This is a genomic window from Roseibium sp. RKSG952, from assembly GCF_009711355.1.
Genome location: NZ_SMMF01000831.1, coordinates 1 through 13799, shown reverse-complemented (window position 1 = coordinate 13799; position 13799 = coordinate 1). Strand labels below are relative to the sequence as shown.

Annotated in this window: 13 protein-coding genes; 8 read left to right on the top strand and 5 right to left on the bottom strand. The window is 60.3% G+C overall.

Annotated elements, in window-relative coordinates; all coding sequences use genetic code 11:
- Window positions 1-569, bottom strand: a 569-nt coding sequence (locus E1297_RS09160; protein WP_155136948.1) for a class II glutamine amidotransferase, incomplete at its 3' end; no start/stop codon positions are given.
- Window positions 569-2035 carry an aminotransferase class V-fold PLP-dependent enzyme gene (locus E1297_RS09155; protein WP_155136945.1) on the bottom strand — a complete coding sequence of 489 codons (1467 nt, stop codon included), beginning with the start codon at window positions 2033-2035 and terminating at the stop codon, window positions 569-571. The genes E1297_RS09155 and E1297_RS09160, both read right to left, overlap by 1 nt.
- 104 nt (window positions 2036-2139) lie before the next feature.
- Here E1297_RS09155 and E1297_RS09150 point away from each other — a divergent pair, with 104 nt between their 5' ends.
- Complete coding sequence (locus tag E1297_RS09150) at window positions 2140-2601, top strand: Lrp/AsnC family transcriptional regulator (protein ID WP_155136942.1); 462 nt, start codon at window positions 2140-2142, stop codon at window positions 2599-2601.
- A 15-nt stretch (window positions 2602-2616) separates the two neighbouring features.
- On the opposite strand, the gene E1297_RS09145 is transcribed toward E1297_RS09150, so the two are convergent.
- On the bottom strand, window positions 2617-5274 hold the full coding sequence (locus tag E1297_RS09145; protein WP_155136939.1) for an SH3 domain-containing protein: 2658 nt from the start codon (window positions 5272-5274) through the stop codon (window positions 2617-2619).
- Between the two features lie 373 nt (window positions 5275-5647).
- On the opposite strand from E1297_RS09145, the gene E1297_RS09140 reads away from it, so the two are divergent.
- Window positions 5648-5974, top strand: a complete 327-nt coding sequence (locus E1297_RS09140; protein WP_155136936.1) for a putative quinol monooxygenase — start codon at window positions 5648-5650, stop codon at window positions 5972-5974.
- A 96-nt stretch (window positions 5975-6070) separates the two neighbouring features.
- On the opposite strand, the gene E1297_RS09135 is transcribed toward E1297_RS09140, so the two are convergent.
- Window positions 6071-7192, bottom strand: a complete 1122-nt coding sequence (locus E1297_RS09135) for a Gfo/Idh/MocA family protein (protein ID WP_155136933.1) — start codon at window positions 7190-7192, stop codon at window positions 6071-6073.
- 28 nt (window positions 7193-7220) lie between these two features.
- Window positions 7221-7931 carry a GntR family transcriptional regulator gene (locus tag E1297_RS09130; protein WP_155136930.1) on the bottom strand — a complete coding sequence of 237 codons (711 nt, stop codon included), beginning with the start codon at window positions 7929-7931 and terminating at the stop codon, window positions 7221-7223.
- A 101-nt stretch (window positions 7932-8032) separates the two neighbouring features.
- On the opposite strand from E1297_RS09130, the gene E1297_RS09125 reads away from it, so the two are divergent.
- From E1297_RS09125 to dctP, 6 genes are all read left to right on the top strand, one after another.
- Window positions 8033-9187 carry an LLM class flavin-dependent oxidoreductase gene (locus E1297_RS09125; RefSeq protein WP_155136927.1) on the top strand — a complete coding sequence of 385 codons (1155 nt, stop codon included), beginning with the start codon at window positions 8033-8035 and terminating at the stop codon, window positions 9185-9187.
- Entirely contained in the window at window positions 9187-10077 is an 891-nt protein-coding gene (locus tag E1297_RS09120) for an aldo/keto reductase family oxidoreductase (RefSeq protein ID WP_155136924.1), read from the top strand. The genes E1297_RS09125 and E1297_RS09120 overlap by 1 nt, the downstream gene beginning before the upstream one ends.
- Window positions 10077-10595, top strand: coding sequence for a flavin reductase family protein (locus E1297_RS09115; RefSeq protein ID WP_155136921.1), 519 nt, complete (start codon window positions 10077-10079; stop codon window positions 10593-10595). Before E1297_RS09120 ends, E1297_RS09115 begins: the two co-directional genes overlap by 1 nt.
- 65 nt (window positions 10596-10660) lie before the next feature.
- On the top strand, window positions 10661-11251 hold the full coding sequence (locus E1297_RS09110) for a TRAP transporter small permease (protein ID WP_155136918.1): 591 nt from the start codon (window positions 10661-10663) through the stop codon (window positions 11249-11251).
- Window positions 11251-12540, top strand: a complete 1290-nt coding sequence (locus tag E1297_RS09105) for a TRAP transporter large permease (protein ID WP_155136915.1) — start codon at window positions 11251-11253, stop codon at window positions 12538-12540. The genes E1297_RS09110 and E1297_RS09105 overlap by 1 nt, the downstream gene beginning before the upstream one ends.
- Before the next feature lie 26 nt (window positions 12541-12566).
- On the top strand, window positions 12567-13625 hold the full coding sequence (gene dctP / locus E1297_RS09100; protein ID WP_155136912.1) for a TRAP transporter substrate-binding protein DctP: 1059 nt from the start codon (window positions 12567-12569) through the stop codon (window positions 13623-13625).
- Window positions 13626-13799 lie beyond the last annotated feature (174 nt).

Below are 13799 nucleotides of genomic sequence, written 5' to 3'. Positions count from 1 at the left end.
GACCAGCAGGCGGCAAAGCGCATCGCCGGCCGGCCACCACGATCAACCGCGAGGGCTTCCAGTTCAGCCACCGCACGAGCCATGGCCGCAACCGGCTCATTCTCAAGACCGTAGCCGAGAGCGATCAAAAAAACCGCCTCGCTGTCGGTCCCGCCCGTGCGGTGGTCGTAGAACGCGTCCGGGATCATGTTGTCGACCCGGCGCCGAATCCGGTCGTAGCCGCCGATCTGACCGTTATGCATGAAGCTCCATCGGCCATAGGTGAAGGGATGGCAATTGTCCCGCGATGTGGCGGTGCCCGTGGAGGCGCGCACATGGGCCAGAAACACCGGAGCCTTCACATGATGGGCGAGCTGCAAAAGATTAGGGTCCGACCAGGCCGGACGGACATCCTTGTAAACGCAAGGGGTCAGGCGGTCGTCATACCAAGCCGCCCCGAAACCGTCGGCATTCACGGCGGTCTTGCAACTGGTCGCGTGCTTGCTCTGCTCGATCAAGGAATGTTCGGGATCGCAAATCAGTTCTTCAAGATATCTCGGAGCCCCGCTCCAGGCAGCCCATCTGCACATCAGGCGGCTTCTTCTTCCATGACTTTGAAACGTGCGGTGGTTTCGTCGCACACATAGGACAGGCACATCGGGTAAGGCTCGCGCGCGAGCCGGTCAACGCTCTTGATCACATATGCGGCTTTTTCATCGCTCATCAAGGCACTGAGGTTCAAACGGGTCCAGCCCGGTTTCAGAATCTCCTCGCCACTCAGGATCTTTTCGCGGATATCTTCTGATTCGGCTTCAGTCAGATCCAGAAGCCGATGGGCATACGGCCCCGCACAGGCGCATCCACCGCGTGCCTGAATGCCGAACCCGTCGGAGAGCATGCGCGTGACCAGTTGCTGGTGCACATACCCGCCGGTCCGCGCATCCCGGACACGGAACGAAAAGATCGGCAAGGGCCGGTCTGCCCCTTGGTTGCCCATGATTTCGATCGCCGGATTGTTTCCCCAGGCCTCAATTGCCCTCTCGCGCAATTGCCGGTGACGGTCGTCGAGACGGGCCTGACCAATCGCTTCCTTGACCAGAAACACAAGCGCTGCTCGTATATCGCCAACCACATTCGGCGTGCCGGCTTCTTCGCGCGCGGCAACATTGCCGCTGTAATCATGCGCCCAGGGCGAGACGAACCGGACGGTGCCGCCCCCCGGAACGGCCGGAACATTGCTCGCAACAGCCCCTTTGCGCACAACCATGACCCCGGACGCTCCCGGGCCGCCCGGAAACTTGTGGGCGGAGACAACAACGGCATCCTTTTCCACATCCGTCCCCGGCTTCATGTCGATGGGCAGATAGGGTCCGCTTCCGGCGCAGTCCCAGACGCTCAACGCCCCGTGCTGCTTCAGGATGCGTGACACCGCGTCAGCATCGGTCACGATGCCGGTGACATTCGACATGAGCGAAAAGGAACCGACAACCAAACGGCCCTTTGCCGCCATCAGATGCCGTTCGAGCACGTCCAGATCCGGACCGCCCGCTTCGGCTTCGCCGATCTCGATGACTTCTGCCCCGCTTTCCCGCCATGGCAAAATGTTGGAGTGATGTTCGTAGGGACCGATCAGGACCAAGGGGGTGCCGCCGCTCGCAACAGCGTCGCGCACGCCCAGAAGATGAACGAGACGGTTTAACCCGGCCGTGGCACCGGAGCCGGTGAAAACAACGGCATAATTGTCGTCTGCGCCGCAACACCGGGCAATTTCAGCGCGCGCGTTTTCGCGCAGCCGGGTCATGTAGCTGCCGCAATAGGACGCTTCCGTGTGGCTGTTGGCGTAAAAGGGCAGGACATTGTCCATCACAAAGTCTTCAACCTGACGCAAGGCGCGGCCGGAGGCGACATAGTCCGCATAGATCAGGGGTTTCGGTCCGAAGGGACCCTCGATCTCGACACCTTCCCCGATCAGGCCCTGGCGCAGGCGGCCGATCAGGTCCGGTCCCTTAAGGCCGTCCTTGAAATGATCCAGTGGTGATGCGTGTCTTGTTGTCATTGACCCCTCCAGAACTCTTGACCGGGATCATATGACCACTTCAGATATGACATCATCACTTAATTCGATTGTTGATTTGCTATCTTTGTGTCATTTGAACCAACATGGAACAAAAATTCGATCATATTGACCGTGCACTGCTCCGCGCCCTCCAAAGGGACGCGCGGCTGTCGCAACGGGAGCTGGCCGAAACGGTCGGTCTGTCCCAGAACGCCTGCTGGCGGCGGCTGAAAGCTCTCAACGAATGCGGCCTGATACAGGCCCACACAATCCGGATAGACCCCGCCGATGTCGGCCTCAACCTGACCGTTTTCGTAATGGTACGCACACGGCATCACTCGAAAGACTGGCTGGAGACCTTCCGGCGCGAGGTTCTGGCGATCCCGAATGTGATCGATTTCTACCGGGTCGCAGGCGACTACGACTACATGCTGAAGATCATGGCCGAAGACATGAACGCCTTCGACCGGATCTATCAGCGGCTGATCGAGCGGATCGACCTGGAAACGGTCACCTCCTACATGACCATGGAGGCGATTGCCGATTCCCGGGATATTCCCATCTGACCGTCCGGCCCCTGATCACCGCCTGCGCTGGACCCGTCCGCCGCCACGATTGCCGCCGCCCCGGTTTTGCGGCCGGGATTGAGGCCTGGATTGCTTGACGTTGCGTTGACGTTGCACTTGCCGGTTGCCTGCCTGCCGGGACTTCCGGTCACGGTTCAGATGCGCCGGAGCCTGATGCCTCTGCGCAGGGCGCGTTGACGGCCGCTGCTGTGCTGGCCGGTTCGCCGGACGCGTTACATTCGGTTGTTGTGCCGGCCGGTTGACATTCGGGCGATTGCCAGCAGGCTGGTTTGCCGGCCTGTTGTTGCTGGGCCGGTTTACATTGGGCCTGTCACCCGCCGGACGGTTCTGGATCCGGTCACCGGCAGGACGGTTTGCAATCGCCGCCCCCACGCCTGCACCGGCTGCCGCTCCGCCCAGCGCCGCACCCAGATTTCCGGAGCCCAGATTGCCGCCGCCAAGGTCACCTGACCGGTCACGCAGCTCGTCGCGGCTTGGCCGGTCGACATCCGACCAGCGCCCGCCCTCAAACCGTTGCCAGTTTTCGCCTTCACGCCGGTAGACCGACCCGTTCCGCCCGGCAAAAACGTCACCTCTGCGGTCCAGTGAGACAGCCCGGCCACCGTCCTGACGCCAGCGCTGCGCCGCGCCTCGCTGGATATCGCGGGTTCGGGCCCATTCAGGCCCACGAACAACACCACCGCCCCATGAACCGTAGATGCCCCGCGCACCACCGGCCACAACCCGGTTTCCTGTGCGCGGATTGTAAGCTGTGATGAACCCGGCACTGCCGCGCGGCCCGCTGATCGCAGCTCCACGGATATAGCCACCGGTGCGCGGATTGTAGATCCCGCCGCCGGCAATACCGCGCATGGGTCCGTAGGCGTATCCATAACGGCCATAGGCTCCACGCACGGGATTATAGAACGCGCCGATGCCGTAGGTGACCGGGCGCGGATAGTAGATCGGCCGGTATCCGGGACGGTACCACGGCCGGTACCAGTAGCCAGTGCCATAGACAAGAACACCCCAGGCCAGAAATCCGGTAAGATACCCCATCGTGTAGCCGTACCAGACGGCATCCGGCTCGGTTTCGTACACCCGCACGTAGGTCACGTTGTAAACGGGTGATTCCGGCGGGATCGTATAGATCTCCTCCGGCACCGAAGTGGCGACTTCAAAAGGCCCCTGTGGCGTATCACCGACAAACCAGACGCCATTTTGAAGCACATAGTATTTGCCCGCGACCTCGATCACCTGCTCACTAGTATTGACCGCATAGGACATCGACGTGCCGTCAATGGGATTGAATTCCGGATCACCTGCATAAGCGACTTCCGGCGTGACCGACCCGAGCTCCACCCTTGCAGTCGTCGGAATGCTGGCTTTCAAACGTGCCTGTTCGGCCTCGGATGTATTCGGCACCGAAGACCGCACCGAATAATAGGGCGCATCTTCCGGTATATTCTGAAAATCACCCGGCAAGTCGGGCGTGGTGAATGTCCACGGCCCTTCCAGAGATGCGGACTTGAACCATCGGCCCGACACCAGAATGTACCAGGTGGAAGTCGATTTTTCGAAAAACACATCGCTGTCGGTGTTCGACGCCCATTCAAGCCCCGTGCCCTTGACCGGCTCAAGCTTCGGCTGACCATCAAACACGATCATTTCCGCAGGCTTGTCCGAATAAATGACTTTCGGAGCCTGATTGTCCGGGAATGGCTGTGGCGGGACCGCCTCGCGGGCATCCTTCCAGTTGTCGTCATCCGGCAGATTGGTGATGGTGCCGGGCAGCGTTTCGGCAGGCTGCCATCCGCTCGCAAGCTCTTTGCTGCTCATCCAAGACTTGTCATCCCGCAAGTAGAAAGTCCCGTCCCCTGTCTTCAGGATATCCCAATTGGTATTGACGATGAAACTCAGACCCTGATCGCCCTTGACCGGGGCCGTGATCGCCTCGCCATCGGTCTGGACAAGGATTGCGGGATCCATGCTGACAAAAATCGGCGGGGCGGTGCTGTCGAGCCCTTGCACATCTTCCATGCGCTTGTATTCGGCAAGACCGGCCGTGATCCGGTCCTCCTTGATCGTGATTGACCCGGTCGGCATGATCTTGCCGATTTCCAGAGACAGATCGGACAGGGCCGTGCGATCAAGCGCCGAGAAATCAAGTTGGGTCACCTGAATGTCGCTGACCACGACCTCACCGTTTTCCGTGTCCGCCTGGGTGTCGCCGGAAATTCCGACCACGCCGAACACAGGGTTGTCCTTGTCACCCACCACGTATTCGGCGGCAATCAACGCCTTGACGGTCTTGAAATTCTCCCACTCGGTGAACTGCGGCTGATACAGGATCAGGGTCGCCCCCGCCGGCGTTTCATAGCTGCGCGGCCATCCGGTGGTTTGTTCCGGCTCGGTAAGCTGGAGATAGTTGCCGGAAACGAAACCGTTTTGACCGTTGAACGAGACCGAGCACCAACTGCCGGTGTCATTGCATTCACCCAACTCTACAGGGCTGCCATTCGGTATGGTGCCGAAGGATCCATAGCCTGTCCCGGGCCCCTGCCGGAAGTTGACATTGGCGGTGGTCACGGCCGGGGCAGCAAAGGCCCCCTCCAGCAAAACGGTCTGTAATGCGACACAACCGGACACGATGATGGCAACGAGCTTCTTCATGGGATAATGGCTCTCCCCTGATGCTCCCGCGCGGTTTGGGCGTCGCGTTTGTCGGGATGCAGCAAAATGGTGAACCTCTTGACGGGTCCTCGAACAGCAGGAAGACGTTACGTCAATTTGGGCGTGCATGCCTAACGGTTTTTTTTGACCAGTCCGCCTTCAGATCTGCAGATATACCCAGGTTAATAGATACAGCGATACAAACACCATTCCATCACATTACCAAAGGTAATACAGAAGCTCCGGCACAACCTAAAAAACGCACCCGTTTTCCGGAGTTGCCCGAAAACCCCGGAAACCCCCACAGACATTCTTGATTTTCCAAATATTCACTCAATGTCTTATGCGGGAGGGTTATCGCAGGAGAAAACCAATGAGCAGTGAAACCCCTCACATATCCATAAAAATCACCATGAAAGCGGTGTCCGGAAAGGAAGAGGAACTCTCGGACCTTCTGTCGGGAGCAGCCAAACTTGTGGCAGCAACTGAACCTGCAACCTTGTTTTGGTACGCAACACGCATCGGCACCGACACTTTCACCATCAATGATGGCTTTAAGGACCAGTCCGGCGTTGATGCCCATTTCAACGGCCAAGTCGCAGCCGCCCTCAAGGCAAAAGCCGGAGAGCTGGTGGTCGGCGGCTGGGAGCATGGCGTCCTGCCGAATGTCGAGCAGGCGGCAATCCTGTCCTCGATCTAGGGCTTCCGTCTCTGTAAACGGCAAAAGTCAGCTGAGGCACCCTCCGTCGGCCATATTTTGGCGTATGGAGGGTGACCCGGTCATTGTTGTCCGGCGTCAAGCAACCGGCGACAGCCGATCCGGGTGCAGGATAACAGCCTGTCCGGTTTGCATTGAGGTTTGCGCCGCCAATCCCATGGCGACCGCCCGCCAGCCATCTTCGATGGAGACCTCCGGCGTAGCTGTTACGCCCCGGACCAATGCCAAAAACCTTTCGTGCTGATAGTAGGTTGACCCGTTATGGTCCCCCACTTCCAGAAGCCTTGGATCGACCGGGACATCAAGTGGCCGGGGCGCTTTTGGATGGCGCGGTGACACGATTACTTGCGGCACCGGAGGCGGGCCCTGATCCGCAGGCCAGAAGCGGCCCGGGCCGGGCACAAGCGCCTCGATCTTTCCCGCAGGCCCGACCGCCGAGATTTCCTCCTGATAGCGTGCGCCTTCGGCAAACATGCAAAGTTCGAGCATGGAACGCGCGCCACTCTCGAAGTCAACGATCACATACCCATGGTCGAACACGTCCGGTGTTTCACCGTGATAGCGTTCAGCCAGGTGATTGGCCGCCTGCCCGCCAGACGCCATGATCCGCACCGGCTCCGATTGCAGGATCAGCCGCATCAGATCAAAGAAGTGGCAGCATTTTTCAACGAATGTGCCGCCGGAATAACGGTTGAACCGGTTCCAGGCGCCGACCTTGTCCAGAAACGGATAGCGGTGCTCGCGGATCGTCAGCATCGCGATCCCGCCGGTCGCTTGGGCTGCCTGATTGATCAGCGCTGCTATCGGCGGCATGTAGCGGTATTCCATCGCCACCCAGACCGGAGCGGGATAGCTGTCACGAAACGTTTCAAGACGAGCCAGATCGGCCGGATCGGTACACAGCGGCTTTTCGACCAGCAGCGGCAGCGGCCGGGTCCGGGCGATATGCTCCATCTGAGCGACGTGAAGATGATTCGGGCTTGAGATCAGAAGACAATCGAGCTCCGGCACCTCAAGCAGATCCTCCAGCGATCCGGCCATCCGGGCATACGGCGCAAGTCCGGCGGCAAGGGCTGCCATGCCTGCATCCGGCTCGTGAATCGCGCTGATCCGGGTTCCGGGCAGGAGCGCAATGTTACGCAAGTGCTCCTGCCCCATCATCCCGCACCCGATCACGCCATAGTTCACCCTTGCCGACATTCCCCGCTCCCTGGGTTTTTCATTTTCTCTATTTGAGGCGCTGCACGTAAAGTGCCCGGTCAGGATCGAACCATGTCTTTGAAAACTCGACCGGCTCCGGCCGGTCGGACCAGCTCAACCGCTCGATATAACCGGTGATTGTTCCACTCTCTTTTGGAAAGGCGGACGGCGCCCAATCCGGTACCGCGCCAATCCCGACCCGGTCCTCGGCCCTTGTGATCCAGAACCCCAGTTGCTTTTGATAGGTATGATAAAGCGAGTCTGAGATCTGGTCCGCGCTCAGCTTTCCCTGACTTCCGTCAAGCCAGATCTCCTCAACCGCGATGATGACATCGTTCAGGTAGCGCAACCGCCGGACCCGCGTGCCCTCGTCACTGGTGCCAAACGGCTTCAAGTCTGCGGGCTTGTCCATGACGCAGACATTCAGGATATCCGCTTTCGGCAAACCGCCGCCGGAGGGCAGCTCCAGACGGAACATACCATAAACACTTTCAGCCGGGCCCGCCTGCCGGATGTAGTTTCCCGACCCCTGCACCCGCTCCAGAAGACCCTTGCCCGTGAGCTCCGCCAGCGCCTTGCGCAAGGTGCCCACAGAGATTCCGAGATCATTGGCCATGTCGCGCTCGGGCGGCAGGCGCTCTCCTGCAATCAGCCGTCCGGCCGCGATATCGCGGATCAGAAGCTCGCTGACCTGCACATAGATCGGCAGGGCATTTGCGTTTTGGGAAGACGGCTTCATCGGCCTGCGCCACCCTGTCCGTGAAAAATTGATACACTATTGATTTACATCAATACCGATGGTACGCAAGAGAAAACAGCAACGGTTTCAGGGAGAACTGCATGACCGTCGTCCCGGTCACGTCACCGGATCTGGAAGGTGCGGAAGTGTCGTGGTTCGCCGCGCTTTGCTCCGACGACTATCAGTTCCTCGGGGTCCCGGAAGGCCATTTGCGCTCTTCGTGGGAGCATTGCTCAGATATTGTCAAAAAAGCGGAAGCCCAAGGCTTCCGGAACATACTATGCCCCTCGTCCTATCAGGTCGGCCAGGACACCTTGTCCTTCGTGGCCGGCTGCGCCCCGATCACGAACAGCATCAACATGCTTGCAGCGGTGCGCTGCGGCGAGATGCAGCCGATCATGCTGGCGCGTACCATTGCAACCCTCGACCACATGCTGAAGGGCCGCCTGACGGTCAACATCATCTCCTCCAACTTCCCCGGGGAGGACGCCAACAGCGCCCATCGCTACCAGCGGTCCCGCGAAGTGGTGCAGATCCTGAAGCAGGCCTGGACGCAAGACGAGATCAACCATGACGGTCCGGTCTATTCGTTCAAGGGGCTGAGCACCGGCCCGGCAAAGCCGTATCAGACCGGCGGTCCGTTGCTTTATTTCGGTGGTTATTCCCCTGACGCGCTGGACCTGTGCGGCGAGTATTGCGACGTCTATCTGATGTGGCCGGAAAGGATCGAGGAGCTGGAAGGCCGCATGAAGGCGGTGCACGCGGTGGCCGAAAAACATGGCCGCACGCTCGACTATGGTTTGCGCGTGCACATGATCGTGCGCGACACCGAGCAAGAGGCACGCGACTATGCCGATTACATCGTCTCCAGGCTCGATGACGGCCAGGGCAAGGCGATCCGCGAACGTGCACTTGATGCCAAGTCTCTGGGCGTGAGCCACCAGAGCCGGAACCGCGAGATCGCCGACGGCCACGGCTACATCGAACAGAACCTGTGGACCGGCGTCGGCCGTGCGCGCTCGGGCTGCGGTGCGGCACTGGTCGGGTCGACGGATCAGGTCCTCTCCAGGATCGAGGCCTATCAAAAGATGGGGATACGGGCCTTTATCTTCTCCGGTTACCCGCATATTGAGGAGGCTGAACACTTCGGCACCCGCGTGATGCCGAACCTGAAGACAGCCTCCCTTCCCCACGCCTATGGCCGCGTGCCGCCTGAGACCCCCGACACCCCGCTCGGCAATGGAGTACGCCGCTGATGCAACGTCTTTCCCTGACCCCTGATCTGGACTTCAGCCGTCTGGTTTATGGCATGTGGCGCCTCGGTGACGACAGCGACACCTCCGCCGCCCATGTGGAGGCCAAGATCCAGGCCTGTCTGGACCAGGGGATCACCACCTTCGATCAAGCCGATATTTATGGCGGCTATCAGGCCGAAACCCTGCTGGGGGCCGCCCTGAAGGCAAACCCCGGCTTGCGGCATCGTATGGAGATTGTCACCAAATGCGACATCATCGCGCCCATGGGCCGCTATGCGTCTGCGACGGTGAAGCACTATGACACCTCCCGCGCACATATCGAAAAGTCGGTCGAAACGTCCTTGCGCGAGATGGCGATCGACACCATCGACCTGCTGCTGATCCACCGGCCCGACCCGCTGATGGATCACCATGAGACCGGCGCTGTCCTTGATGATCTGGTCAAGAGCGGCAAGGTCCGCGCGGTCGGCGTGTCCAATTTCCGCCCCTGGGACTGGGAGCTGCTGCAGTCGGCCATGTCGGCCCGTCTTGCGACCAACCAGATCGAAATCAGCCTCACGGAGATCAGCCCCTTCACCAATGGCGATCTTGCCTTCCATCAAAGGTTGGGGACGCATTTGATGGCCTGGTCGCCGCTTGGCGGCGGCGCGCTGATGTCGGATCAGGGCAAATTGGGCTCGGTTCTTGACGAGATCGCAGCCGGTCAGGGTGTTGACCGGGCAGCTGTCGCCGTTGCCTTCCTGCTGGCGCATCCAGCCGGGCTGATCCCCGTTCTGGGGACGAACAATCTGGAGCGCATCGGCAGGATATCCGAGGCGATGACCGTCAAAATGGACCGCGAAACCTGGTACCGCCTTTACGAGGCGGCCCTTGGCAAAGAGGTGCCCTGATGACATTGCAGACGTCCAACCATCCCGTGACCTTCGCGCCGGACCCGGAAAACACCAGGCTGTTGCGCGATGCGTTCGGACGCTTTGCCACCGGGGTCACGGTCGTTACCACCCATTCGCCCGACGGACCGGTGGGCATGACCGCCAACAGCTTTTCCTCCGTCTCTCTGGACCCGCCTCTGGTTCTGTGGGCGCCTTCCCGGGGATCGCGCCGGTTCCGCTATTTTGAACCGGCAGAGCATTATGCAATCCATGTCCTGAGCCACCATCAAGCCGAGCTGTGCCACGGCTTTTCCCAAAACGCCCATGCCTTTGACGGTCTGGAGGTGACGCTCAATGACAAGGGCGTTCCGTTGATCGAACAATGCCTCGCCCGGTTCGAATGTGAACGGGTGGCTGCATATGAGGGTGGAGATCATCTGATTGTTCTGGGTAAGGTGGTGAGAGCGGAAATGCGCGAGGGAGACGCGCTGACCTTTTATGCCGGGAAATTCGGCCAACTGGCGCACAAGGACTGACACGAAGCCAGTCACGCCGGGCGGCAGGCCGGGAAACGGCCGCCGTAGTGAATGGGAGGGCCCAGATGGGCGCAATGCTGGCGGTGATCACTCCGCTTGGGTGGATAAATGCATTCCTGCTGAAGATCGGGCGGGCGATAGGCATCCTTGCCATGGCCGCAATGGTGGCCGCGATCCTGATCCAGGTCGTGTTCCGCTATGTCTTCAACAACGCCCTTCCCTGGCCCGACGAAGCAGCCCGCTTTTGCATGTTGTGGATGACCGGTCTCATGGCCCCGACCGCGTTCCGGCGCGGCGGCTTTGTCGCCATCGACATGCTGCCCATGGCCCTTCCGCGCAAGGTGGCAGCCGTCCTGAACCTCCTGCTGTTGCTGGTCTGCCTCAGCGTTCTGGTCGTGGCGGTTCAGATCGGCTACCGGGAGGTCACCGGCTTCGGAGGCCGGTTTGCAACTGCATCGCTCTACCTGCCGGCCACTGCCACCTTCTCCGAGTGGTACCGGATTCCGCGCAGCTGGATGATGGCCTCGCTGCTGGTCGGCGTCGTCTTGCTCATCTCTGTCAATGTTGAACTGATCCTGAGAAGCGCGGTCAGCCTGTTCGGCGGCCGCAAACGCCTCCCGGCCATCCCGGATGCGGAAATGGCGGGAGCAGAATAATGCTGATCTGGTTCCTGCCGGTCTTTCTCGTGTTCCTGACCATCGGCCTGCCGGTGTTTTTCGGCCTGCTCGCCGCGCCCGGGATTTTGCTGTGGCTCAACGGTCAGGAGCGCGACATCACCCTGCTCTACCGCAATGTCTACAACGGCATGGACAGCTTTCCACTGATGGCGATCCCGTTTTTCATGCTGGCGGGCGAGTTGATGAACAAGGGCGGCATCACCTTGCGGCTGGTTGAATTCTCGCAAGCCCTGATGGGCCATCTGCGCGGCGGCCTCGCCCATGTGAATGTCCTGTCCTCCATGCTGTTTGCCGGGCTGTCAGGCTCCGCAGTTGCCGATACGTCCGCGCTTGGGTCCATGCTGATCCCGGCGATGGAGAAACAGGGCTACACCCGCAAGTTCGCAGCCGCCATCACTGCCGCCTCCTCGGTGATCGGACCGATCATCCCGCCAAGCGGCATCATGATCATCTATGCCTATGTGATGGGCGAAAGCGTCGCGGCCCTGTTTCTCGCAGGCATCGTGCCGGGTGTCATGGTCGGCGTCGGCCTGATGGTCATGGTCAAGATCCTCGCCGACCGGTACGATTTTCCCGTCGCAAGCCGCAAGCACAGCTGGAAGGAACGCGGTCAGGCCAGCCTGAAGGCGTTTTTCCCGCTCCTCACTCCCGTGATCATTCTGGGCGGTATTCTGGGTGGCGTGTTCACGCCGACAGAAGCGGCAGCCGTTGCCGTCGCCTATGCGCTGATCATCGGCGTCTTTGTGCTCAAGACCCTGAAGCCGGGCGAAATCCCGGACGTTCTGAACCGGGCGGGCATCACCTCTGCCGTGGTGCTGCTTCTGGTCGGTGCAGCGATGGCGTTCAAGACGGTGGTGTCCCTGTCCTACGCGCCCCAGATCCTGGCCGACTTCATCCTGAGCCTGTCCGACAACCCGTTGATCCTGCTGTTCCTGATCAATCTGCTTTTGTTCGTGGTCGGCATGTTTCTGGATGCGGGACCGGCCATCATCATTCTGGGGCCGATCCTCGGGCCGATCTTTACCGATCTTGGCGTCGACCCGATCCATTTCGCGATCATCATGAGCGTCAACCTGACCATCGGTCTGGCAACGCCGCCCATGGGACTGGTGCTGTTCGTGGCGGCCTCCGTGTCGCGCGAAAAGGTCGAGACAATCGCCAAGGCGATCCTGCCGTTTCTGGCCGTGGAAATCGCCGTGATCTTCCTGATCACCTATTTCCCGGCGGTTTCCATGACAATTCCGCGCCTGACCGGATTTGCCGACTGACTTGAGCGCTTAAGGGAGGACTATTCATGCTCAAATCGACCCTGAAATGCCTGACAGTGGCGGCACTGCTTGCCGCAACCTCTTTAAGCGCTGCTGCGGCCGACTACACGCTGCGCGCCACCGCCAATTCCAACGAAAACGACGAGGATTACGATGGCCTCGTTGTGTTCAAGAACTATGTCGAGGCCGCCTCGAACGGCGCGATCGAAGTCGAGCTCTTCATCGGCACGCAACTGTGCTCCAACGGCGCGGAGTGCCTGCAGGGTGTCGCCGACGGCAATATCGACATCTACATTTCCACGTCCGGCGGCGCTTCGGGGATTTTTCCCTACGTCCAGGTGCTCGACCTGCCCTATCTGATGGCCGACGACCGGGTCGCGGAACATGTGCTTCAGGGCGACTTCACCCGTGTGATGCGCGACATGGCGCTGGAAGACAGTGGCAACACCATCCGCCTGATGACCATCGGAAACACGGGTGGCTGGCGCAATTTTGCCAATACCCAGCGCCGGATCGCCGAGCCTGCCGACATGGAAGGCCTGAAGATCCGCACCGTCGTGGCCGATCTCCCGCAGGAACTGGTCAAGGCGCTCGGCGCGTCCCCGACCCCGATCCCGTGGCCGGAGCTGTTCACCTCGTTCCAGACCGGCGTGGTCGAAGGCTCCAAGAACGGCATCACCGACATCATGAGCATGAAGTTTCCCGATGCGGGCCTGCAATATGTCACGCTCGACGGCCACGCCTATATGGGTGCGCTCTGGTGGATGAACAACGAGACTTTCCTGTCCATGCCGGAAGACCTGCGCCGTGTGGTAGTCGACGGATTCTACAATCTGCAACAGGCCACATTCGCTTCGCCCAAGCGCAAGTCCATCCAGGCCTATGAGGAATTTGTTGCCGGCGGCGGTGACCTCTACGTCCCGACCCCGGAGCAAAAGGCCGCCTTCAAGGAAGCCGCAACCCCGGTCTATGACTGGTTCCAGCAAAATGTCGGCAGGGGCGGCGAGATCTTCGGCGCATTGACGGAAGCGGTCGCCGAGGCGGAGCGCGAAGTCGGCTCAGACCGGCAGGCCGACCTGAACTGAGCGGCAATTACACAAACACCGTCACCCCGGATAGCGCTTTGTTCTCCGGGGTGACCACCATGACAAGACAAACATTCCTGACACTCTTCGCGCTAAAGCAAGGTATTATCAAGAGTTGCGTCGGGTTCGCCATACAGGATCAAGTGTCAAGGGTCCTTGACCGCGAAGCGGCGC

Bases quoted from the DNA above. Each gene is read 5' to 3' on its own strand.
- E1297_RS09110 (WP_155136918.1), top strand. From the start codon at position 10,661: ATGGGCGCAATGCTGGCGGTGATCACTCCGCTTGGGTGGATAAATGCA.
- E1297_RS09150 (WP_155136942.1), top strand. From the start codon at position 2,140: ATGGAACAAAAATTCGATCATATTGACCGTGCACTGCTCCGCGCCCTC.
- E1297_RS09105 (WP_155136915.1), top strand. From the start codon at position 11,251: ATGCTGATCTGGTTCCTGCCGGTCTTTCTCGTGTTCCTGACCATCGGC.
- dctP (WP_155136912.1), top strand. From the start codon at position 12,567: ATGCTCAAATCGACCCTGAAATGCCTGACAGTGGCGGCACTGCTTGCC.
- E1297_RS09130 (WP_155136930.1), bottom strand. From the start codon at position 7,931: ATGAAGCCGTCTTCCCAAAACGCAAATGCCCTGCCGATCTATGTGCAG.
- E1297_RS09135 (WP_155136933.1), bottom strand. From the start codon at position 7,192: ATGTCGGCAAGGGTGAACTATGGCGTGATCGGGTGCGGGATGATGGGG.
- E1297_RS09120 (WP_155136924.1), top strand. From the start codon at position 9,187: ATGCAACGTCTTTCCCTGACCCCTGATCTGGACTTCAGCCGTCTGGTT.
- E1297_RS09140 (WP_155136936.1), top strand. From the start codon at position 5,648: ATGAGCAGTGAAACCCCTCACATATCCATAAAAATCACCATGAAAGCG.
- E1297_RS09145 (WP_155136939.1), bottom strand. From the start codon at position 5,274: ATGAAGAAGCTCGTTGCCATCATCGTGTCCGGTTGTGTCGCATTACAG.
- E1297_RS09125 (WP_155136927.1), top strand. From the start codon at position 8,033: ATGACCGTCGTCCCGGTCACGTCACCGGATCTGGAAGGTGCGGAAGTG.
- E1297_RS09155 (WP_155136945.1), bottom strand. From the start codon at position 2,035: ATGACAACAAGACACGCATCACCACTGGATCATTTCAAGGACGGCCTT.
- E1297_RS09115 (WP_155136921.1), top strand. From the start codon at position 10,077: ATGACATTGCAGACGTCCAACCATCCCGTGACCTTCGCGCCGGACCCG.